21 protein-coding genes are annotated in these 23090 nt (G+C 39.5%); 15 read left to right on the top strand and 6 right to left on the bottom strand.

Annotation, left to right across the window (positions count from 1 at the left end; genetic code table 11):
- On the bottom strand, positions 1–634 hold a 634-nt coding region (locus AAEY62_RS13515), incomplete at its 3' end, for a DJ-1/PfpI family protein (RefSeq protein WP_350635111.1).
- Between the two features lie 125 nt (positions 635–759).
- Here AAEY62_RS13515 and AAEY62_RS13520 point away from each other — a divergent pair.
- Both AAEY62_RS13520 and AAEY62_RS13525 read left to right on the top strand, forming a co-directional pair.
- The gene (locus tag AAEY62_RS13520) at positions 760–2667 is read left to right on the top strand and encodes a beta-ketoacyl synthase (protein WP_350635113.1); all 1908 of its coding nucleotides are present in this window, start codon (positions 760–762) and stop codon (positions 2665–2667) included.
- A 181-nt stretch (positions 2668–2848) separates the two neighbouring features.
- Positions 2849–3874, top strand: coding sequence for an energy transducer TonB (locus AAEY62_RS13525; protein ID WP_101164037.1), 1026 nt, complete (start codon positions 2849–2851; stop codon positions 3872–3874).
- Positions 3875–3981: 107 nt separating this feature from the next.
- On the opposite strand, the gene AAEY62_RS13530 is transcribed toward AAEY62_RS13525, so the two are convergent.
- Entirely contained in the window at positions 3982–4398 is a 417-nt protein-coding gene (locus AAEY62_RS13530) for an MgtC/SapB family protein (RefSeq protein WP_024590122.1), read from the bottom strand.
- Positions 4399–4611: 213 nt separating this feature from the next.
- Here AAEY62_RS13530 and AAEY62_RS13535 point away from each other — a divergent pair, with 213 nt between their 5' ends.
- Together AAEY62_RS13535 and AAEY62_RS13540 are read left to right on the top strand one after the other, a co-directional pair.
- Entirely contained in the window at positions 4612–6129 is a 1518-nt protein-coding gene (locus tag AAEY62_RS13535; RefSeq protein ID WP_350635115.1) for a BCCT family transporter, read from the top strand.
- Positions 6130–6201: 72 nt separating this feature from the next.
- The gene (locus tag AAEY62_RS13540) at positions 6202–6540 is read left to right on the top strand and encodes a hypothetical protein (RefSeq protein ID WP_101164038.1); all 339 of its coding nucleotides are present in this window, start codon (positions 6202–6204) and stop codon (positions 6538–6540) included.
- Here the strand turns inward: AAEY62_RS13540 and fghA are convergent.
- Both fghA and AAEY62_RS13550 read right to left on the bottom strand, forming a co-directional pair.
- Complete coding sequence (fghA, locus tag AAEY62_RS13545; RefSeq protein ID WP_101164039.1) at positions 6494–7336, bottom strand: S-formylglutathione hydrolase; 843 nt, start codon at positions 7334–7336, stop codon at positions 6494–6496. The genes AAEY62_RS13540 and fghA overlap by 47 nt on opposite strands.
- 72 nt (positions 7337–7408) lie before the next feature.
- Positions 7409–8530 (bottom strand): S-(hydroxymethyl)glutathione dehydrogenase/class III alcohol dehydrogenase, encoded by a 1122-nt coding sequence (locus AAEY62_RS13550; RefSeq protein ID WP_007375333.1) that lies wholly within the window; start codon positions 8528–8530, stop codon positions 7409–7411.
- 134 nt (positions 8531–8664) lie between these two features.
- Here AAEY62_RS13550 and AAEY62_RS13555 point away from each other — a divergent pair, with 134 nt between their 5' ends.
- The 7 genes from AAEY62_RS13555 (at position 8665) to hflX (ending at position 16692) form a co-directional block, all read left to right on the top strand.
- Positions 8665–9537: a LysR family transcriptional regulator gene (locus AAEY62_RS13555; RefSeq protein WP_211185081.1), complete on the top strand. Its 873-nt coding sequence runs from the start codon at positions 8665–8667 to the stop codon at positions 9535–9537.
- A gap of 147 nt (positions 9538–9684) precedes the next feature.
- On the top strand, positions 9685–10902 hold the full coding sequence (locus AAEY62_RS13560; protein ID WP_169060183.1) for a lipoprotein-releasing ABC transporter permease subunit: 1218 nt from the start codon (positions 9685–9687) through the stop codon (positions 10900–10902).
- On the top strand, positions 10895–11593 hold the full coding sequence (gene lolD / locus AAEY62_RS13565) for a lipoprotein-releasing ABC transporter ATP-binding protein LolD (RefSeq protein ID WP_007375330.1): 699 nt from the start codon (positions 10895–10897) through the stop codon (positions 11591–11593). The genes AAEY62_RS13560 and lolD overlap by 8 nt, the downstream gene beginning before the upstream one ends.
- Positions 11583–12827 (top strand): lipoprotein-releasing ABC transporter permease subunit, encoded by a 1245-nt coding sequence (locus tag AAEY62_RS13570; protein ID WP_008134012.1) that lies wholly within the window; start codon positions 11583–11585, stop codon positions 12825–12827. The genes lolD and AAEY62_RS13570 overlap by 11 nt, the downstream gene beginning before the upstream one ends.
- A 117-nt stretch (positions 12828–12944) precedes the next feature.
- A complete protein-coding gene (locus AAEY62_RS13575; protein ID WP_197118122.1) occupies positions 12945–13418 on the top strand; it encodes a YehS family protein in 474 nt (157 codons plus the stop codon).
- Between the two features lie 373 nt (positions 13419–13791).
- The gene (gene gdhA, locus AAEY62_RS13580; RefSeq protein ID WP_197110839.1) at positions 13792–15144 is read left to right on the top strand and encodes an NADP-specific glutamate dehydrogenase; all 1353 of its coding nucleotides are present in this window, start codon (positions 13792–13794) and stop codon (positions 15142–15144) included.
- Positions 15145–15342: 198 nt separating this feature from the next.
- Positions 15343–16692, top strand: a complete 1350-nt coding sequence (gene hflX, locus AAEY62_RS13585; RefSeq protein ID WP_290294302.1) for a GTPase HflX — start codon at positions 15343–15345, stop codon at positions 16690–16692.
- 100 nt (positions 16693–16792) lie between these two features.
- Here the strand turns inward: hflX and AAEY62_RS13590 are convergent, their stop codons facing one another.
- Positions 16793–18526, bottom strand: coding sequence for an AMP-binding protein (locus AAEY62_RS13590; protein WP_290294301.1), 1734 nt, complete (start codon positions 18524–18526; stop codon positions 16793–16795).
- Between the two features lie 185 nt (positions 18527–18711).
- Positions 18712–19158 carry a DUF3010 family protein gene (locus AAEY62_RS13595; RefSeq protein WP_007582681.1) on the bottom strand — a complete coding sequence of 149 codons (447 nt, stop codon included), beginning with the start codon at positions 19156–19158 and terminating at the stop codon, positions 18712–18714.
- Between the two features lie 355 nt (positions 19159–19513).
- Here AAEY62_RS13595 and thrS point away from each other — a divergent pair, with 355 nt between their 5' ends.
- From thrS to rplT, 4 genes are all read left to right on the top strand, one after another.
- On the top strand, positions 19514–21424 hold the full coding sequence (gene thrS, locus AAEY62_RS13600; protein WP_007582683.1) for a threonine--tRNA ligase: 1911 nt from the start codon (positions 19514–19516) through the stop codon (positions 21422–21424).
- 59 nt (positions 21425–21483) lie between these two features.
- Positions 21484–22044, top strand: a complete 561-nt coding sequence (gene infC, locus AAEY62_RS13605) for a translation initiation factor IF-3 (protein ID WP_002960714.1) — start codon at positions 21484–21486, stop codon at positions 22042–22044.
- A gap of 212 nt (positions 22045–22256) precedes the next feature.
- A complete protein-coding gene (gene rpmI / locus AAEY62_RS13610; RefSeq protein WP_002960713.1) occupies positions 22257–22457 on the top strand; it encodes a 50S ribosomal protein L35 in 201 nt (66 codons plus the stop codon).
- A gap of 15 nt (positions 22458–22472) precedes the next feature.
- Positions 22473–22832, top strand: a complete 360-nt coding sequence (gene rplT / locus AAEY62_RS13615) for a 50S ribosomal protein L20 (RefSeq protein ID WP_002960711.1) — start codon at positions 22473–22475, stop codon at positions 22830–22832.
- Positions 22833–23090 lie beyond the last annotated feature (258 nt).

Genomic DNA, 23090 nt, shown 5'->3' on the forward strand with positions numbered 1-23090 from the left:
AGGGTTTACGTATTTCGTGCGAAAAGTTTCGCTCTACATGTTGAGCGGCGGCTTTTCCATAGTACTGACTAATAATATGTACGATCACATCTGCAAGGGCATTAAGGCTTGCTACGGTGTACATGCGTTCTGACTGGGTTATAAAAAAGTCGGGTTTTAAACGCACTAACGGGTAGTCGTGGCTAAATTGATTGGCGTAGTGCCAATGGGTTGTAGCAGGGTGCCCATCAAGTAAGCCAGCCTCAGCTACTAAGCAGTTGCCAGTGCCTACACCAATTATATGGCTGCCTGCGCTAAAGCTCTCGCTTAGCCAATCAACTACGCCTTGATTTGTACGCACTACAGGGCGCGGGTTTCGCCAAATTCCGGGCACTATAATTAAATCACTGTAGGGGGCGTTAGTTGTTATGCAATCAGGAATTATCGCAAGGCCTGCGCGAGTGGGTATAAATTCAGCATTTTTAGCCACTAAATTTATAGCAAGCGGTCTAAAGCTTTGCTTATCAAGATGGCCTTTAGCAAAGGCCTCGCCGGCCCTTAACATCTCAATAGGCAGCGTTAAACTAGTCACTAATAAATGCGGATATACCGCTATAGCAATATTTAGTGGTGGATTAGTGTTTTTTTCAGTCATATAAATGCTCCGACCAGTGCCTTTTGGCCTTTTGTGCTGAATATTTGGCTATTAAAGCACAATGCATAGTGCATAATCCATTTAAACTGCCTCTTCTTCTAATAACACGTTTTTAAAGGTAAATTATGACTGCATTACCCGTTATAGTAGGCATGGGTGGCATTAACGCCGCTGGCCGTACTTCTTTTCATCAAGGTTATCGCCGTATCGTGTTAGATAGTTTAAATGCTCAAGATCGCAGTGAAACATTTTTAGGCCTCGCCACACTGATGAATCTAGTAAGCGTTGTAAACGGCCAATTACAAGATACACAAGGTAATAATGTTGAGCAAAGCGACATAGAAGCACGCTTTGGTGAGCAAATTATTGCTGGTACGCTTATTCGTAAAATTGAAAAAGAACACTTTGATGCCGATGCCACACCGTGGCAGCAAAAAATGACGCTAAACGCATCAAGCGATAACGCAATTGTGTTTGAAACGCGCGCTCGCGACTTACCTACACCTGTTCCAGCTAGCTGGCAAGTTGAAGAACTTGAAGGCAAAAAAGTAAAAGTAACTATTGCAGCCGACTTAAATGTTAAGCATGACTCAACACGTGATAACCCGATTAAATCTGCAGGGCAATTTCCGACTGGGTTTGATCCGTCTGTTATGTATAACAGCCGCTATCAGCCTCGTGGTTTGCAAGCTACTATTTTTGCAGCTACCGATGCTATTAAATCAACAGGGCTTGATTGGCAGCATATTATGAATAGCGTAGAGCCAGATAAAATTGGTACCTATTCAGCGTCGGTAATTGGCCAAATGGACGACAAAGGCCTAGGCGGTTTAGTAAAGGCGCGCCAACAAGGCGACCGTGTTAGTACTAAGCAGTTAGCACTGGGTTTAAATACAATGTCGACCGACTTTATTAACGCGTATGTTACGGGCAATGTAGGGACTACGTTTTCGACCTCGGGGGCCTGTGCTACGTTTTTATACAACTTACGTGCAGCGGTTAACGACATACAGGCAGGGCGTACACGCGTTGCGGTTGTCGCAAGTGTTGAGTGTGCTATTACACCAGAAGTGATTGAAGGCTTTGGTAACATGAGCGCACTTGCAAATGTCGAAGGTTTGCGCCGTTTAGATAACTTATCAAGTGATGAAGAACCAGATTATCGCAAAAGTAGCCGACCATTTGGCGACAACTGCGGCTTTACATTAGGTGAAGGCGCACAAGTTGCTATTTTAATGGACGATGCCTTAGCCCTTGAACTAGGCGCTGACATTATGGGCTGCGTACCAGATGTATTTGTAAATGCAGATGGCATAAAAAAATCAATCACGTCACCTGGCCCTGGTAACTATATTACCATGGCTAAATCGGCTGCTTTAGCAACGAGCCTTTTAGGCAAAGAAGCCTTGCAAGAACGTAGCTTTATTTTAGCGCATGGCTCAAGTACACCGTTAAACCGCGTAACAGAGTCGCTGATATATCACAAAGTGGCACAAACGTTCGCTATTGATAATTGGAAAGTGACAGCGCCAAAAGCCTATGTTGGTCATACTATAGCTCCTGCAAGTGGCGACCAATTAGCGATAGCTCTAGGTGTATTTAGCCATAATATTATGCCGGGTATTACCACAATTGATAAAGTGGCTGATGATGTTTACACCGATCATCTTGATATTCGTAATAGCCATTACGAATGCAGTGAAATGGATATTGCTTTTATAAATTCAAAAGGCTTTGGCGGTAATAATGCAACAGCAACCTTACTTTCACCAAAAGTAACAATACAAATGCTCGCTAAGCGCCATGGCAATGAAGTTATGAGTAGTTACATACAGAAAAACGTGGCAGTTAAAGCCGCGCAACAAACATATCAAACTCAAGCTGATTTAGGCCAGTATGAGCTTATTTATCGCTTTGGCGACGGACTTATTGATGACAACGATATTGTAATAGACGAGCAAAGTATTCAGTTGCCTGGCTTTGAAAAAGCAATTACGTTTAGCACAACAAATTCCTATCAAGATATGTTTTAAGCACACATACTTGTTAGCAAGGCGCTTTTTAAGCGCCTTTTTTAATGCCTCAAATATATTTATCTATTAAGTTTTTTCTAAGTGAAGCTCATTAAATAAACTAATTTTTTGTATTTATACTTGCTTTTATGTTGATCGTTTGTTTCTATTATATAAACACTATCTAGGATGGATAAAACTGATGAAAAAACTCATATTAGCGCTTTCTTTAACTTGTACTTTTACTCAACTCTCTGTTTTTGCAGATGACTTTGTTCCTGCAGAAGTGATTAATAAAAACTACGATCAGCTCACTAATACTTCTTCGCGCGCTTCGAGGTTAGAGGGGATTAATTTGAGCAGTTACGTGGTTGATAAAAGCGGGCAGGTTAGTGATATAGAAATTGTAGCTACGGTTGGGCAAAAAAAGTACCAAAGAGAAGTAATGGATTACGTGTCTAAGCTCAACTACAAAAGTGCAAAATTAAATGGTGAGACTATACCTGTAGCAAAAACCATTACTGTAAGTTCGCAAAATTTGCATATTAATTTTTCAAACGATAAAGCGTCTCGCGGCTTTTTTAATGATTATGAGCAAGCTAGTAAATTAATCGACGAAAAGAAATACGATGAAGCTAAAAGCCGTATCGATGAATTAGAAAATGAACATACAAAAAATACGGTTGAGATTGTTTTGCTTGCATGGCTTAAAAGCCAGCACAGTTATTTTGTGCAAGATTGGAAGAGCTTTGATCAGCATATCTACGAAGCGTTTTTATTTAGAGATAATCTACCAGATCAAATTCAAAAACGTGTGATTAAAAACGCTTTACAGTGGTTTATATCAAAACAAGATTATGTACGTGCTTATGATGCAATAGATGCACTAGGCAATATTGAATCCATAACCTTTACAGAGCAAAACAGGGAACAGTTGTTAACTCAAGTGAACGATATTTATAAAAACTCGGGAGATATTAAGCAACAATTTAGTTTAGCTTCAGAACAAGCTGTAATGCCTATGATGTCGAAGTCTGAAGTTAAATTAGAATCAGAATTACCACTGAGCAAAGTGCAACTTAGATGCGAAAACAAAGTCGTTGACTATGACACTAATACAATTGATAAAATTGTTATTTCGAAAAATGATTTGCGTTGTGGATTATTAATAAAAAGCGCTCAAGCACAAACAATTACACTTAAGCAAAGCGGTGAAAGCTTTTTATAAAAATTGTAACTCCCCACATATAAATTATGGGGAGTTATTGCATTAATAAGTTTTGGCTATTCAAATAATGCATTGGAATTTTGCTGCAATACTTATTAAAAAAACTGTTACTTAAACTTTTTTACATACCTAAGCGTTATAAAATTAATAATGGCAAGTAAAATTGCTATTTCGTAGCGGCTGTAGGCTACAGCTATACCAATTAAGCCCATATTCCAAATACTTGCAGCGGTTGCTGTGCCGGAGGTTGATTTGTTATTTTTCAAAATTGCGCCACCGCCAATAAAACCAATGCCAGTAATGATGCCTTGCAACATTTTTGATTGAGCTTCTGCGCCATCTAAAACCGACATAGCAATTAATGCATACCCACACGATGCAACAGCAACAAGAGGAAAGGTACGAAGACCTGCGCCATCATTACTACGCTCTCTGTCGTAAGCCATGGGCAGTGCAAGTAGGTATGCAATACCTAAGTGTATTAAGTTATCGATGATTTCATTCCACTGTAAATCAATTTCCATTATTGAGCCTGTGCTGGTTAACTTTGTTAATAATAAGCAAACAGCAAGCCATGGCATAAATAACTATTAATCAATGAGTTATTGTTAATACCTATATTTAACAAGAATTATTGAGGAAACTTTTACATGTTTTTATTACTATTTTACGCAATAGTTAATTTGATCTGAGTTTTAAAGCCCCGTATTCTTTTATCCAGACTAAAAGACACCTATGTGAATCTCTTGCCTTTAAATAAAACATTAAGCACCCCCACTAAGCTTGAAAAAACAGCCTTACTATTTTGCGTTGGGTTATCTGTTATTGCTTTTTTATTTCCTGAATTACTCACAGAGCACTTACAACCCGCTATTAATAAAATTTTAGGTTATTTAGGGTCGCCATTTTTTATATTGGTAAACTTGTTACTTTTTTCTGTGATAGCTATTGCTATAAGCCCATTAGGGCAACGAAAAATAGGAGGAGCGCAAGCACTTGTTGAGTTTAGTACCTTTGGTTGGCTTTCTATGCTGTTTGCAGCAGGGATGGGCTCAGGACTTATATTTTGGGGAGTAGCAGAGCCTGCACTACACACGGTTAACTCGCCTTTAAAGCAAAGCTTGTATCCCAACCACCAAACAAGTGGTTTGGCGCTTACCTTAGTTAATTGGGGCGCGCATGCATGGGCGCTCTATGCAGTATTTGGCTTGTTATTAGGTGGGCTTACTCGCAATAGTGGTAAAGCGGGCGATATTAGTGCTCCTGTGATCAGTGCAACTAAAGGCGTTATTAATCGGGCTTGGCAGTTACAGCTGAGCTTTAGCATTAAATTAATTGCCATACTTGCAATATTCTTTGGTGTCGTGGGCACAATTGCTAATTCAACTTTATTACTGCGTAAAGGGCTCGAGCTTGAGCTAGGGGTTGAATCGGCTTTATTTTCGGGGTTTATTATAATTTTTTTAATTGCGCTGCTTTATACCATTTCTGCAAAGTTGGGGCTTAAAAAAGGAATTCAAACTCTTAGTAAGTTTAATGTGTTTTTAGCATTTGCACTTATAGCATGGCTATTAATTTTTGTGCCTATAAAGCCAATTATAGATATAGCAATAGGCGGTACATGGGATTACATTCAGCTCATAACCACAGGTACATGGCAGTTTGAAAGCGTACTTAATGACCCCGCACGGGCAACAGGTTGGACATACAATTACTATTTTTGGTGGTTAGCTTGGGGCCCGTTTGTTGGTGTGTTTTTGGCAAAAATTAGCCAAGGACGGCCGGTTTGGCAATACATTTTAGGTGTCGTATTTGTACCAACCTTTGTGACTATCATATGGTTTAGTGTGTTTTCGGGCTCTGCAATTGCGTGGGATCAAACTCACAATGCAGGCATTTTAGAGGCTATTAAAGTCGATTATACGCAAGGGCTGTTTGTATTTTTCGAGCAATTAGGCTGGCAAGGCGGTCTATTAATTTGGTCAAGTTTATTGCTTCTACTCATTTTTGTAGCCACATCAGCAGACTCTGCTGTTTTGGTTATTCGCCAATTAAGTGGTGCAAGTGAAGTTCAAACATGGAGCTTGTATGCTTGGTCGTTTGCACTAGGTTTATGCGCTTTTGTTTTGTTAGTACAAAACAATGAACCATTAAACAGAAGCGTTGCTATTATTGGAGCGCTTCCTTTTTTAATTATATTTATATTGCAATTAATTGGTTTTATTAAAGAGTTCATACGTGAATTTAAGCACTAAGGCTTACATTTATTTACAATGCTATTTTTAAAGTTGTATATAATTTAGGTAATTATATTGGTGGGGTTAATAATGCGTACTTTTTTGATTATTCTATTTTCAAATGTATTAATTGGTTGCGCTGCTGCGGGTATAATTTTAGATGGGGCAGCGCGCTCTCAACCTGGCCCAGTAAATGTGGGGCCTGTTGTAAAAGATAAAGAGGGCTTTAGCTTTACTAAACTCGGTGTTGAAGCCGATATGGCTATAGTTGAATTTATTAAAGGTAAGGGCAATAACAATACGGTACAAGTATGCAGGCAAGTGAGTAAAGTATTGAAAGAGTGTGTAGAGTTAGAAAAGTCATCCCTACACACTAATGAGCCTATGCAGTTAAAAACTGATGATGAAATAATAAGTGTTGGTCAATAAAGCTGCTTATAAAAAAGTAGCTATGATCGTAGCCTGCTTGCATTTCAAGTGTAAGTGGGTAGCCTTTTTTATCAGCAATAGCGACTAAGTTTTCTGGCTTAAGTTGCTCTTGTAAAAAGCCATCAGCATCACCTTGACTCACTAACATAGGTAAGTAATGAGCTTGCTCTGCGTTTTTCATCAACTCGCAGCTATCATATTGTGCCCAAAGCGCTTTGTCATTTCCTAAATAACCAGTAAATGCTTTTACACCCCAAGGGCATTCAATCGGATTTACAATAGGGCTAAAAGCCGAGGCACTTACAAACGAAGTCGGGTTTTTAAGTGCAACCATTAATGCACCGTGCCCGCCCATAGAGTGACCACTAATTGCTTTTGTGCTTGTAATCGGAAAATGTTGTTCAATAAGTGCTGGTAATTCACTAACAACATAATCGTACATATTAAAATGAGTGTTGTAAGGAGCTTGCGTGGCATTTACGTAAAAGCCTGCGCCTTGTGCAAAGTCGTAGCTGTCTTCATTGGGGACGTTTTCGCCGCGCGGGCTAGTGTCAGGCGCTACAATAGCAATACCCAGCTCAGCTGCTTTTTTAAATGCGCCGGCTTTTTGCATAAAATTTTCGTCTGTACAGGTTAAACCTGATAGCCAATAAAGTACCGGTACTTTGTTTGTCTCACTTGCGCCAGGTGGTAAAAATACGGCAAAGCGCATAGTGCTATGTGTACTTTGCGAGCTGTGAGTATATTGTTTATGCCAACCGCCAGACACTTTTACACTTGAGATATTTTCTAACATACTTAATCCTTAAAAGCCGTAAACTTAAAAGTATTACGGCTTATTAATAAGCTATTTTACGAATGCAGTTTATTAGTAATGAATGACTGTACGAATACTTTTGCCTTCGTGCATTAAGTCAAACGCTTCATTAATATCTTCAAGGCCCATTGTATGAGTAATAAAGTCGCTAAGAGCAAATTCACCCGCCATGTAACGCTCAACAATTTCAGGAAGTTGTGAACGGCCCTTAACACCACCAAATGCGCTACCACGCCATACACGCCCAGTTACCAGTTGAAACGGACGGGTTGATATTTCTTGGCCTGCACCCGCCACACCAATAATTACCGATTCTCCCCAACCTTTATGGCAACACTCAAGTGCTGAGCGCATAACGTCAACATTACCGATACATTCAAACGAGTAGTCAACGCCGCCGTCTGTCATTTCAACAATAACCTCTTGAATTGGCTTGTCGAAATCTTTTGGGTTAATTAAATCAGTTGCACCTAGTTTTGTAGCTAAATCGAATTTAGTGGTGTTTATATCAACACCAATAATACGACCAGCACCGGCCATTTTTGCGCCAATAATCGCAGACAAACCAATACCGCCTAAGCCGAATATAGCAACAGTGTCGCCAGGCTTTACTTTAGCAGTGTTGGTAACTGCGCCCATGCCTGTTGTTACACCACAGCCTAGTAAGCAAATCTCTTCTAGTGATGCTTCTTTATTTACTTTAGCGAGTGAGATTTCTGGCAATACAGTGTACTCAGAGAACGTTGATGTACCCATGTAGTGATAAATTGGTTGGCCGTCTTTAAAAAATCGTGTAGTGCCGTCTGGCATTAGGCCTTTACCTTGTGTTTCGCGCACGGCTGAACACAGGTTAGTTTTACCTGAAGTACACATTTTACATACGCCACATTCTGCAGTGTATAAAGGAATAACATGATCCCCAACTTCAACACTCGTTACGCCTTCGCCAACAGCATAGACAACACCAGCGCCTTCGTGACCTAAAATAGCAGGAAATATGCCTTCAGGATCTTGGCCTGATAATGTAAATGCATCGGTATGACACACACCTGTAGCGGTAATTTTTACCATGACTTCGCCTTTTTTAGGCATCATCACATCAACTTCTTCAACACTAAGTGGTTGATTAGGACCCCAAGCAATGGCAGCTTTTGATTTAATAAATTCAGACATGTGTTTTATTTCCTTTAACTGGCTATTAAAAAATAATTGTAGACCCAATTTGCTTGGGTGATGTGCTTATTGTATTTGTTTCTCAAATAATGATAATCTCAATTTTATTAAAACACTTTTACAGTATGGTAATAATGGCGCGTTGGAATGGAATAGATGAGTTTATAGCTGTTGGGGAGGAGGGCAGCTTTACTGCGGCTGCAAAAACGCTTGGACTTTCGGTTGCGCATATTAGCCGCCATGTTACAGCGCTTGAGCAACGTTTAAATACCCAGCTTTTAACCCGTACAACCCGTAAAGTGGTTTTAACCAAAGAAGGCGAAGTGTACTTACATCAAATAAAGCACTTACAACACGCTATGGACGAGGCAACTCAAGGTCTTGCCACGCACCAAACTACACCAAAGGGTAAAATTAAGCTCACAGCCCCTGTTATGTATGGGGAAACGTTCATTATGCCTATAGTGCATAATTTTATGAAGGATCATCCCGAGGTCGAAGTTGTTGCCACACTAAGTAACGAGCAAGAAAACTTATTAGAGGGCGGATTTGATTTAGCCATAAGGCTAGGGCACTTAAAAGATTCGAGCTTAAAAGCGCGTAGGTTAAGTGCGCGGCGTTTTATTATGTGCGCGGCACCACAGTATTTAACGCGATTTGGTGAGCCGCATACTTTAGGCGAGCTAAACAGCCATGAATGTTTAATTGGTAATAGCAGCTACTGGCGCGTAAACGAAAATGGGCGCGATAAACACATTAAAATAGCGGGGCGGTTACAGTGTAATAGTGGTTGGGCGCTGGTGGATGGCGCAAAAAAGGGGCTCGGTATTGTACAACTCCCAGACTACTACATAGAAAACGAAATTAACTCAGGGCAATTAGTGCCTATTTTAACGCCCTATCAACCACAGCAAGAAGGAGTATGGGGCGTGTATCCGCCAAGGCAGTTTGTGGCCACTAATGTACGGGTATTGCTCGATTATTTAGTTAAAGGGCTTAAAACTTAACCGCGAATTAATGGTTAAATACATATTGCTGTAAATATAGCCAAGTATCAGATTTTTAAATTATTTCTTACATTTTACGCCATACCCAAAGGCACTTTTTTCGTGCTACTATTGCTCAATACTTTTACGATAAGTGTTAAAAATAATATGTTTCAACCGGTTAGCTTATTTATAGGGCTTAGATACAGTCGCTCATCTAAAGGAAATGCGTTTATATCGTTTATTTCGTTTTTTTCTATTGCCGGTATCGCTATTGGTTTAATGGCATTATTTACGGTAAGCAGTGTAATGAACGGGTTTGAAAATAGCCTAAAAACCAATATGCTTGGACTTATTCCGCATGTTGAAGTTAGCGCAGGTAAACACACTGCCACCCAAATGAACACCCTAAAAACCGACCTCGAACAATCTCCTTATGTTGATCATGTAAGCTTATATCGCCACGGCGAAGCTATTTTGCAAACGAATAAAGACTTGCACGGCGTTTTACTACAAGGCCTTTATAACGATAGTGGTTCTTTGTATAAAATTACCGATAAAATAGTGCAAGGCGATTGGAAAACTGTATTAAACAAAAATTACAACATTGCTATAAGCCGTTATTTGAGTCGTAAATTAGGCGTTAGCGTGGGTGATAAGCTTCGCGTTATTATGCCTAATGCTTCAACGTATACACCACTTGGGCGAGTACCCAGCCAGCGTTTATTTAAAGTTGCCGCAATATACGAAACCGGATCTGAGATAGATATGGCACTTGCGTTTACGAGTGGCGCTTCACTACAACGGGTGTTAAAGCTGGATAAAAACACCGCCCCAAATTTAAGTGTTTCATTGCACGAACCTTTCGAACTAGATGAATTTATTGAAGCAAGCCAACGTATTTTAAAAGATCACAATTACAGTGATTGGCGCAGTACCCAAGGTACTCTATTTGCAGCCGTTGCTATGGAAAAGCGCATTATGTCTATGTTGCTTGCCCTCATTGTATTGGTGGCTGTATTTAATATTGTATCGGCATTAACCATGATGGTAAGCGAAAAACAAGGTGAAGTAGCCATACTACAAACGTTAGGTTTAACACCTTCGCAAGTGCAAAAAGTGTTTATGGTGCAAGGCTTATATAACGGCGTAATTGGTACCGCAATAGGCGCATTTTTAGGTGTAATATTTAGTTTATATATAAATGAGCTACTTGCATTAGTGGGCTTAAACTTACTGGCGGGTATAGAGCTTCCGGTAAAATTTGATATTTTGAGTTTAGTAATAATAGCGTTTGCCAGTATTGCTATGAGCTTTTTAGCTACCTTATATCCTGCGCGTAAAGCCGCAAAAGTAAAACCAGCAGAGGTATTACGTTATGAATGATTTAGTGATTAGTTGTGAAAATTTAAGTAAGGTTTATCAAGACGGCAGCAACCAAGTTGAAGTATTAAAAGGCGTTGATTTAGCGCTTCAGCAAGGTGAAATGCTCGCTATTGTCGGGAGTTCTGGCTCTGGTAAAAGTACGCTTTTACACATACTTGGCACATTAGATACCGCAAGCTCAGGTAGCGCTAAAATTAAAAACCAAGAAGTTGCAAAACTTTCGCGAACAGAGCAAGCCGCATTTAGAAACCAAAATTTGGGCTTTATCTATCAATTTCATCACTTATTAATGGAGTTTAGCGCAGTTGAAAACGTGGCTATGCCATTATTAATTAAAGGCTTGAGTGCAAAAGAAGCCAAAGCTCAAGCGCTCGATATGCTCGAAAAAGTCGGCCTTGCACATCGCAGCTCGCATAAACCATCTGCGCTTTCTGGTGGAGAGCGCCAGCGAGTGGCTATTGCCCGCGCACTGGTTACTAAACCTGCGCTTGTGCTTGCTGATGAACCAACCGGTAATTTAGATAAACAAAATGCGATTAAAATTTACGATTTAATTAATGAGCTTAACCAAAGCTTAAACACGAGTTTTGTGGTAGTTACACACGATTTAGAACTTGCCGATAAGCTAGGCAAAATAGCTTATTTAGACGATGGAAAACTAGCTATTAAAGAGTCGCAGCATGTTGCTTAGTGCATTTTTAAGTAAACGTTTTAGAGCCTATTCAGGCCACAAAGATGAAAAAAACGGCTTTGTTAGTTTTATCGCTAAAGCGTCGACTATTGGTATTTTATTAGGTGTCGCGGTTTTAATTGTGGCGCTGTCGGTAATTAATGGTTTTGAGCAGCAACTAGTACATAGATTGCTAAGTGTTGTGCCACAGGTTGAATATGTAGCACCAAGTAGACCCATCGCGAATTGGTCGCAAAAAGTTGAGGATTTACAAACACAACCGCATGTAACAGGGGCTGCGCCATTTATTGCAGTGAATGGGATGGCGCAATATAAAAGCCAGCTAAAAGCGATAGAAATTCGAGGTGTTGAGCCATCGCTCGAGAGTAATGTATCGGCGGTAAATCAGTTTACCAGTGGTAAGTTAGTGAGCCAGTTAGGCCTTGACGATGTAATTTTAGGTAAGCAAATAGTAAAACAGTTAGATGCAAAAGTAGGCGACAACATTACGTTACTTATTCCGCAAATAGGCCAAAAAGGTCAGTCATTATTAGCGCCTAAACGCGTAACACTTAACCTTGCAGGTGTTATAGAAATGGGCGGCCCCATTGATAGTACAGCTGCGTTTATACATCTTAATAAAGCGCAGCAAACATTGGGTTACGATGAAACTCAAGTAACAGGGCTGCGGTTAAGTGTTGATGATGTGTTTTCGGCGCACCAAATAGCGCTAAAAGTGGGCCAAACTATTGACGACTACGTGTATGTTTCAAGTTGGTTTAGAACCCAAGGCAGCCTTTATCAAGATATTCAAATGGTACGTACCATTGTTTATATTGTGGTGTTTTTAATTATAGCGGTAGCCAGTTTTAATATTGTGTCCTCCTTGGTAATGGAAGTACGCGAAAAACAAGGCAATATCGCAATTTTAAAAACCATGGGCGCGAAAGACAGTACTATTTTAGCCACCTTTGTAATGCAAGGCTTAATGCAAGCATTTGTAGGCGTGGCACTAGGAACACTAATTGGTGTGGTATTAGCGCTTAATATAAGTGAGCTTTTTACGTGGATAAGCCAATTATTTGGAGCCAATCCACTTGAGGGCGTTTATTTTATAGAGTTTTTACCAAGTAAATTAGTACTTGAAGATATTGGTATTACAGTGATTGTTACATTTGTGCTTGCGATACTTGCCACTATTTATCCTGCATGGCAAGCAACACGCGTAGATCCTGCCAAGGTGCTTGGTAACTAGGTATAAGAAGCTCAGATAAAAATTAATAGGGTGGTATTAGTAAACCTGTTAAACTAGGTGCTTATTTAAAATTAAGCAATAACTGCTTGGTTGCTATACCTCACTTTGGGATTTACTTTGACTAATAACGATATTTTACGCCGCATTCGCTACACTTTTAACTTAACTGATACTGCTATGGTCAATGTTTTTGCATCAGCAGAGCATACGGTCACCAAAGAGCAAGTAATTGCATGGTTAACTAAAGAAGGTGAAGAGGCTTTTACCCCAATAAGTGATACTGAGTTTGCTAGCTTTTTAAATGGGTTTATTAATACCCAACGTGGCAAACGCGAAGGTGAGCAACCAGAGCCTGAGAAAAAGCTAAACAACAATATTATCTTTATGAAGCTACGTATTGCTTTAAACATGAAAGCAGAAGATGTTATAGAAACACTTGCACTTGTTGATTTTGATTTAAGTAAACATGAGTTAAGCGCATTTTCTCGTAAAGTAGATAACAAACATTACCGTGTTTGTAACGATCAAATATTACGTTTGTTTTTAACCGGCGTACAAAAGCAGCACCGTCCAGAAGAGTCTGCTGAGTAACTGGTTTTAGCTAATTAGCTTTTAGTTAGTGGGTTTTTTGCGAGCGCAATGCAGTATAAAACCCATTAATTGTTATATTTTTAAACAAACCCATACCTAACCTAATACTTCTAAAATTCCCTTTTGAAAATATAAAAACTCGCTTGGCACTGTTCTAATTTTAAATCTGTGAATTTAAATTCATCTTTAATACATAAAAATCAAACTTCCAATCAAAAATAATTCACGCAGCACGCGTTAAATATCTCAATTTTTCATGCTAAGGTAATAGTTAATTATATTAAATTAAGACTTTAAAGCATGAATCATAAACTTGATCACGTTTACTTTAACATCTGATAAATACTTTTATTATTAACACGGAAGAATAATTATGAATTATATCCATAGCACAATCGCACAATTAAAAAATAGTAGTCCTGCACAATGCGAGTTTTATCAAGCCGTTGAAGAAGTACTTGAATCACTCGAACCTATCTTAGAAAACTCAGAAAAATACAAAAAAAATGCCATTATACAACGCTTAGTTGAGCCTGAACGCCAAATTATGTTTAGAGTTCCCTGGGTTGATGACGAAGGCAATATTCAGGTAAATAAAGGCTACAGAATTGAGTTCAACTCTGCACTTGGCCCCTATAAAGGTGGCTTACGTTTTCACCCAAGTGTAAATGCCAGCATAATTAAATTTTTAGGGTTTGAGCAAATATTTAAAAATGCTTTAACAGGTTTACCAATCGGTGGTGGTAAAGGCGGGGCAAACTTTGATCCAAAAGGGCGCTCAGATGCTGAAATAATGCGTTTTTGCCAATCATTTATGAGCGAGCTCTATCGCCATATTGGCCCTACAACCGACGTACCCGCTGGAGACATTGGAGTAGGGGCAAGAGAAATAGGTTACTTGTTTGGTCAATATAAGCGTTTGACTGGGCGCTATGAAGGTGTTTTAACAGGTAAAAGCTTATTGTGGGGTGGATCGCTTGTACGAAAAGAAGCCACGGGATACGGCGCTGTTTATTTTGCTGACTACATGCTGCAAGCGCGCGGCGATAGCCTACAAGGTAAGCGCTGCTTGGTCTCGGGCGCAGGTAATGTTGCTATTTATGCTATGGAAAAGCTTTATCAAATGGGGGCAACACCAGTAAGTTGCAGCGACTCTCGTGGCACTGTGTATCATGAATCGGGTATAGATTTAAATCTTATTAAATGTTTGAAAGAGCAATCGCGTGATTGCTTGAGCGCATATAAACAAACTCACCCCGATGCTATTTATATTCCTGTAAATGACTACCCTAAAGATGGGCACGCTGTTTGGCGCTTTAATGCTGCCGCTGCTTTTCCGTGCGCCACACAAAATGAATTAACACAGGCAGACGCTAACGCATTATTATCCGGCGGTTGTTTATTAGTAAGTGAAGGCGCAAACATGCCTTCAACAAAAGAGGCTATAGATTGCTTTATTGCTGCAAAAATTGCGTATGGACCAGGTAAAGCGGCCAATGCCGGCGGCGTTGCGACAAGCCAATTAGAAATGGCACAAAATGCGAGTATGCAAAGTTGGACCTTTGAAGAAGTTGACGAAAAGCTAAAACAAATTATGAAAAATATATTTGTTACCGCTAACGATACCGCTACAGAATTTGGTGAGCCTGGAAACCTTTTATTAGGCGCTAACATTGCAGGCTTTAGGCGCGTTGCAGATGCAATGATTGAGCAGGGCGTCGTTTAATATTAAAGCTGAAAAATAAGGCTTTAATATAATGTGATTTTAAAACTAGCCATAAAATTGAGTATATTATGGTTAGTTTTAAATATTAACGCTATTAGTGAACTATAACCCTATAAAGCTGGGCTATAACAGCGTAGGATCAAGTTACTTTCGAATGAAAATTAGGTTTGCACTTTAGGTGCATTAAGACAAAAAATTATGCAACTAACTGCAAAACCATCACTTCCTAATGCGTTACTTATTTCTATTAGTACACCACAATTTAAAGGTGACGAAGCAACAGAGTCGCTTGCAGAGCTTGCTCGTTTGGTAACTACGTTAGGCTTTAAAGTAGTAGGTACACAATCGCAAAAGCAAAGTTCTACCCAAAAAGTTAATGTACTGGGCTCAGGAAAACTAGCTGAAATAGCACACCTTACCGGCAATAAAGGGATGGTTGAAAACGAGCAAGAAGATGATTTACTTGATGAAGACCCTTTAACCGAAATATCCTCAGAAATTCCATCAGACGAACTTGATTTTGCATGTGCTGATGTAGTGGTATTTGACTGTGATTTAACGCCTTCTCAACTACGTAATGTTGAGAACCAGCTGGGTGTAGAAGTATTTGATCGCACCGGTATTATCATTGAAATATTTAGCCGTCATGCGCGTACTAAAACAGCAAAATTACAAGTTGAAATTGCTCGCCTTAATTATGTAGCGCCACGGCTTCGTGAAACATCAACAGGTGATAAAGAACGCCAAATGGGTAAAGGTGCGGGTGAAACCACACTTGAGCTAAATCGCCGTAAGGTGCGCGATCAATTAGCTGAATTAAAGCGTGAGCTTGTTAGTGTTCAAGATGTAATGATGGACAGACGTACGCAGCGCTCTGAGCTATTCTCAGTGGCTTTAATTGGTTATACCAATGCGGGCAAGTCATCAATGATGCGCGCAATTACAGGTAGTGATGTAGAAGGCGAAAACAAACTCTTTGCAACGCTAGATACGACTGTTCGCGCGCTGTATCCGATTACGCAGCCACGTATATTGGTTTCAGATACGGTTGGTTTTATTAAAAAATTACCTCATGATTTGGTTGCTTCATTTCATTCAACGCTCGCTGAGGCACATGATGCATCGTTATTGTTGTATGTTGTAGATGCTTCAGATCCTTCTTTTCGTTCACAACTTGAAGTAGTACATAAAGTACTGGCAGAAGTTGGGGTGGAAGGCAGCAAAAAATTATTAGTACTGAATAAGTCAGACCAATTAAGTACTGAGCTGCAGCAGTCGCTAATGGATGAATTTCCTGATGCGATGATGACCTCTACGCGTAATCCAGATGATATTAGTAAGTTGCACAAATACATTATTGGCATTGCTCAAGAGGACATGATTGAAGAAGAGATTGTTATACCGTACACAGCCAAAGGTATCGTGGGCGAAATCCGATCGAGTATGAGTGTTGTTAAAGAAGAATATGAATACAGCCACATTAAATTAACAGTGCGCTCGAGTGCGATTGATTTAGAACGTTTAAAAAAGAGAATGTTAGATTTATAATAAATTTAGTATACAAAAAGCACAGCCAATTGGCTGTGCTTTTTAATCGTTACTTGAGGTAGATTTATTATTCAGAGTTCAGATTTTTTGTAGAGAAAAATTAGGAGAAGGCTTTGTCGCTTAGCTCTTCTTGCATTTGCTCACGCATTTTAAATTTTTGCAGTTTACCTGTTACTGTCATTGGATAGTTTTCTACAAAACGGATATGTCGTGGCATTTTAAAGTAGGCTAGTTTGTCTTTTAAAAACTCACGAATTGCTTGCTCATCAAGTACAGCATCTTCTTTTGGTTGGATCCAAGCGCATACTTCTTCGCCATACCTTTCATCTGTTATACCAAATATGGCAGCATCTTGAATGCCCGGGTAGGTGTAAAGTACTTCTTCTATTTCTCGAGGGTAAATGTTTTCGCCGCCGCGAATAATCATATCTTTTATACGCCCAACAATCGTGACAAACCCTTCTGTATCCATGACACCTAAATCGCCAGAGTGTAGCCAACCACTTTCATCTATTGTGGCTTTTGTTTTAGCATCGTCATTCCAATAGCAGCGCATTATGCCTGCACCTTTACTACACACTTCGCCAGGTTGACCAATTTTTTGAATGTTACCCAGTTCGTCAATTATTTTAACCTCAGTATGGGCAAGTGCGCGGCCAACCGTCGTTACTTGCCGCTCTATTGAAGAGTCTGTTTCGGTAATGTTGTTTATGGGGCTGCACTCCGTTTGCCCGTAAGCAATCAGTACTTGATGCATGTTCATTTGTGTTTGTACTTTGCGCATTACTTGCTCTGGGCATGTAGAGCCTGCCATTACACCCGTGCGTAACGTACTTAAGTCATAATCGTTGAAATTACTTAGCTCAAGCTCACTAATAAACATAGTAGGTACACCGTGCAGCGCTGTACATCCTTCTTGTTGAACTACATCTAGTGTGGTTTTTGCATCGAACGAATCACCTGGGTAAATGGCTGCTGCACCTTTACTAACACACAATAAGCTACCCAATACCATTGCAAAGCAATGATATAACGGGATAGGGATACATAACTTGTCATCGCTCGTAAAGTGCATAGATTCGGCGACGAATAGCGCATTATTTAAAATGTTTTTATGAGTGAGCGTTGCGCCTTTTGGGTTGCCTGTTGTGCCTGATGTAAATTGTATATTGATGTCTTGCTCAGCATTTAAGTTTGCACCTATTGCTTTTAATTCAAGCTCATGTGCCGATGTTGGCAAGTTAATAACATCATTAAAAGAGTACATACCAGGAGATGCTTCATCGCCAATGCGGATTATATTTTTAAGAGTGGGCAGTGCTTTTAAATTAAGTGTGTCTTTATCGCAAGTTGCAAGTTCTGGAGCCAAACCATTGAGCATTTCTAAATAATCACTGCCTTTGAAGTTTGATGCTGTGATTAGAGTAGAGCATTCAACACTATTTAAAGCGTATTGTAATTCGTTAGGGCGATATGCAGGGTTAATACACACCATTATTGCGCCAATTTTGGCTGTTGCAAATTGGGTTAAGCACCACTCAATATTATTAGGAGACCAAATACCAACGCGCTCTCCTGGTTTTACACCAAGGGCCAGTAAGCCCATAGCAAGTTGATTAACTTCTTTTTGAAATTCTTTATACGTTAAGCGAATACCCTGGTGATGAACTACAACAGCTAACGCCTCTGGGTTTTTGTCGACAATAAAGTCAAAGTACTCCCCGATAGTCGAATTTGTTAAAGGTGTGCTTTGTATACCTTTAAAGTAGCTTTGCGATAACGGTAAGTGATTTATTTGTTCTACTTCTTTTACCGCAATAGTGTGTGTGTGCATTGCTCTCTCCATGAAAATGTGTGTGAGTTATGTAAACTACAAAGTTAAAATAAACACATATTGTCGACAAAGAGAAGTGCAGTTAGACTAATGTATTATTAGATTAATAAAAGCTAATACTACTTTTTAGACACAAAAAAACGCGTCTTACACTGTAAGTACGCGTTTTTAAACGAGTAATGAGTTTACATTTCGTCGCTGCGGTATGTTTTTTTCATTATGTAAACGTAAGCGTTTACAAATGCATTTTCTTGGTACTTTTTAAGACCTGTTTCTTCAAAATCAATAGGAATAGGATTACGCTTTACCTGTTCTTTAATTTCAGTTGTGGTAAATAAACGTACGTCTAAATTGTCGATTAATTGAATCGCAGTTTCCATTTTGAATCCCTTTGCGCTGCCAGCAAATTTACCTTTAGGCTGACGCTCACGGATTGCAACAGAATCAATTTGGTAATCTTGCATTAGTTTTGCAAAATCGAATTGAAATTTACGCATTACTTCAGTGTCGTTACCGTTACCTAAGGTAAAGCGTGTTTGGCGCACATCGCGAATATCAAATACGTCATTATCTTTACTTAAAATACAAAGTAGTACATCACTACCGGTAATTTCTACACCACATGTTCTCATGTCTATTCTCTAAAATAACTTAATTACGCAGTATTATACGCAACACACATTAAAATGCGAGTGTAGGTATAGTTGTAGGTGCGTAATTAGTGCGTTGATGCTTTTATATTTTAATGAAATGATTTTTTTTGCTCTAAAAGTTACATTTTGTGCTCAAAACGGGTGGATTTCACCCCTTAAAACTTGTAATTAAATGCGCAGCACGCGACAATATATCTTTGTAGTTGAATAGACTCTGCATCTACATTTATTAGTCAATGCTTATTCGTAAAAGCGTTGTCGAGTCATTCTCATTTAATTTATTAAAAATACACGTGATACATTGTAGGTGTCACCACTGTAGCAAGGATTTATAATGCCAGTTATTACTCTTCCAGACGGAAGTCAACGTAGTTTTGAAAACCCTGTAAGCACGCTTGATGTTGCAAACGATATTGGCCCTGGTTTAGCTAAAGCGACCATTGCGGGTCGTGTTAATGGCGACCGTGTTGATGCATGTGATTTAATTAGTGAAGACTCTCGTCTTGAGATCATTACCGCTAAAGACGATGACGGCCTTGAAATCATTCGTCACTCTTGTGCTCACTTAATTGGTCATGCAGTTAAGCAACTTTTCCCAGACGCAAAAATGGCAATTGGTCCTACCATTGATAACGGTTTCTACTACGATATTGATATGGAACATTCATTATCACAAGATGATCTTGAAGCAATTGAAAAGCGTATGTTGCAACTTGCAAAAACCAACTACGACGTAGTGAAAAAAACAGTAAGCTGGCAAGAAGCACGCGATACATTTGAAGCGCGTGGCGAAACATACAAAATAGAAATTCTGGACGAAAACATCGCTAAAGATGACCGCCCAGGTTTATATCACCACGAAGAATATGTAGACATGTGTCGTGGACCTCACGTTCCTAACATGAAATTTTGCCAAAACTTCAAAATAATGAAAGTTGCGGGTGCATATTGGCGTGGTGATTCAGAAAACAAAATGCTACAACGCATTTACGGCACAGCGTGGGGCGATAAAAAGCAACTTAAAGCGTATTTAAAACGCCTTGAAGAAGCTGAAAAACGCGATCACCGCCGTATTGGTAAAGCGCTTGATTTATGGCATTGGCAAGAAGAAGCGCCAGGCATGGTATTTTGGCACAACGATGGTTGGAGCATTTACCGCGAGCTTGAAGAATTTGTACGTGAAAAGTTACGCGAATATGAGTACGAAGAAGTAAAAGGTCCAATGATGATGGACCGTTCACTTTGGGAAAAATCAGGTCACTGGGAAAAGTATTCAGAAGCAATGTTTACCACTGAGTCTGAAAAGCGTGAATACGCGATTAAACCAATGAACTGCCCAGGACATGTGCAGATCTTTAACCAGGGTTTAAAATCGTACCGTGATTTACCACTTCGTATGGCTGAATTTGGTTGTTGTCATCGTAATGAACCATCAGGTGCACTACACGGTTTAATGCGTGTACGTGGCTTTACACAAGATGATGCTCACATTTTCTGTACCGAAGAGCAGATAATGGACGAAGTTTCAGCGTGTATTAAGATGGTTTATGATACATATGAAACATTCGGATTTGAGAAGATTGTAGTTAAGCTATCTACTCGCCCAGAACAACGCATTGGTGAAGACCATATGTGGGATAAAGCAGAGCTTGCTTTAGCCGAAGCACTTAAGCTAAACGATATTGAATTTGATTATCTTCCGGGTGAAGGCGCGTTTTATGGTCCAAAGATTGAATTTACTTTATACGATTGTTTAGACAGAGCGTGGCAGTGTGGTACAGTGCAATTAGACTTTGCATTACCGGGTCGTTTAGGCGCTACTTATGTAGCAGAAAATAACGAACGTCGTACACCTGTAATGATACATCGTGCTATTTTAGGTTCTATTGAACGCTTTATTGGCATTTTAACTGAAGAGTACGCTGGTTTATTCCCGACGTGGCTTGCGCCAAAGCAAGTGGTAATTATGAATATTACCGATAAACAGGCTCCTTATGTTAAAGAAGTTGTACAAAAATTAAATAAACTTGGAATTAGAGCCGCTGCTGACTTGAGAAATGAGAAGATTGGCTTTAAAATCCGTGAGCATACACTGAAGCGTATTCCATACTTGCTTGTTGTTGGCGATAAAGAAGTTGAACAACAAGAAGTAGCAGTGCGTACTCGCACAGGTGAAGACCTAGGCAAATTTAATGTCGATGATTTTGTAGCTAAAATTAGCGAAGAAATTAAAAATCGACAGTAAAAATCGAGCGTGTAAGGCATTAACAAACAGCCAATTACACGCTTATATTATTGATATTCTTGGAGGAACGTACTATTAGAGGCGGCAAGAAAGGGCAACAAACAGCTCAAAAAAATCGTATTAACGAAGAAATTACAGCGCAAGAAGTTCGTTTAATTGACATTGAAGGCGAACAAGCTGGAATTCAGTCATTACAAGACGCGCAAACTATGGCCGATGCAGCGGGTGTTGATCTTGTTGAGATCAGTCCAAACGCTGAGCCGCCTGTTTGTAGAATCATGGATTACGGTAAGTTCATCTTTGAAAAAAGCAAAGAACTAAAAGAGCAGAAGAAGAAGCAAAAGCAAATCCAGATAAAAGAAATCAAATTCCGTCCTGGTACGGATGAAGGTGATTATCAGGTTAAGCTTCGCAACTTACGTAAGTTCTTAGAAGCTGGCGATAAAGCTAAGATTACTATCCGCTTCCGTGGTCGTGAAATGGCTCACCAAGAAATTGGTATAGAATTATTAAACCGTATCAAAGCCGATTTAGAAGAACTTGCAGTAGTTGAGTCTTTCCCAAATCGTGTTGAAGGTCGCCAAATGGTTATGATGATGGCGCCTGTTGCTAAAAAATAATTTTTAAGCGATAATACGCACCGAAATTAGCTCAGGTCTGCAAGTAATATGCGAATATTCACCTGAGTTAACCGGTATTAAAGTAAGATTGCGGCATTTATGTTGGGTCTTCACCGGAACATGGCAGTAAGTTAGGCCTAAAAGTGGAGCTATAGAAATATATCTCACGCCTGCTTACTAATTTAAAAGCAATACAATTTGGAGTTATTGCAATGGCTTATAAGCTAAAAAGTCACAGTGGCGCTGCTAAGCGTTTCAAAAAGACTGCTTCTGGCGGTTTCAAGCGTAAACAAGCGCATCTTCGTCATATTCTGACTAAGAAAACTTCTAAGCGTAAGTTACACCTACGTCCTAAGATGATGGTTCATAAAAATGACCATGGTCTAGTTTCACGTATGTTACCGTTCGCTTAATAGGGGTTTTTAGAAATGGCAAGAGTTAAACGCGGCGTTGTCGCACGTGCACGTCACAAAAAAGTTTTAAAACAAGCAAAAGGTTACTACGGAGCACGTTCACGTGTTTACCGCGTAGCTTTCCAGGCTGTTACTAAAGCGGGTCAATACGCTTACCGTGACCGTCGTGCGAAGAAACGTACTTTCCGTCAATTATGGATTGCACGTATCAATGCTGCTTCACGTCAAAATGGTCTGTCTTACAGCCGTTTTATCAATGGTCTTAAAAAGACATCTGTAGAAATCGATCGTAAGATCCTTGCAGATATCGCTGTTTATGATCAAGTTGCATTCGCAGCGCTTGTAGAAAAAGCAAAAGAAGGCCTAGCCGCTTAAGCTTTTTCATATAAGTATTAAAAAAGGAGCCTATGGCTCCTTTTTTTGTGCCTGTAATTTAATAACTTACACTTTTTTATAGCTGAGCTAAATCGGCTTTTTCAAATTAATACCCATCTGCTTATATTAGCTCTATTTATCGATAAAAAGATACGTTAGAGCAGGGCGAAATTCACTATTTAGTTGTTCTTGGCAATTGCTCCATCATTACTCACTTTCCTGGATCCATGCAGACGTATATCAGACATTTTTGGCGCT

Source organism: Pseudoalteromonas sp. GW168-MNA-CIBAN-0100 (genome assembly GCF_040309225.1).
In the GTDB taxonomy this organism is placed as follows: domain Bacteria; phylum Pseudomonadota; class Gammaproteobacteria; order Enterobacterales; family Alteromonadaceae; genus Pseudoalteromonas; species Pseudoalteromonas arctica.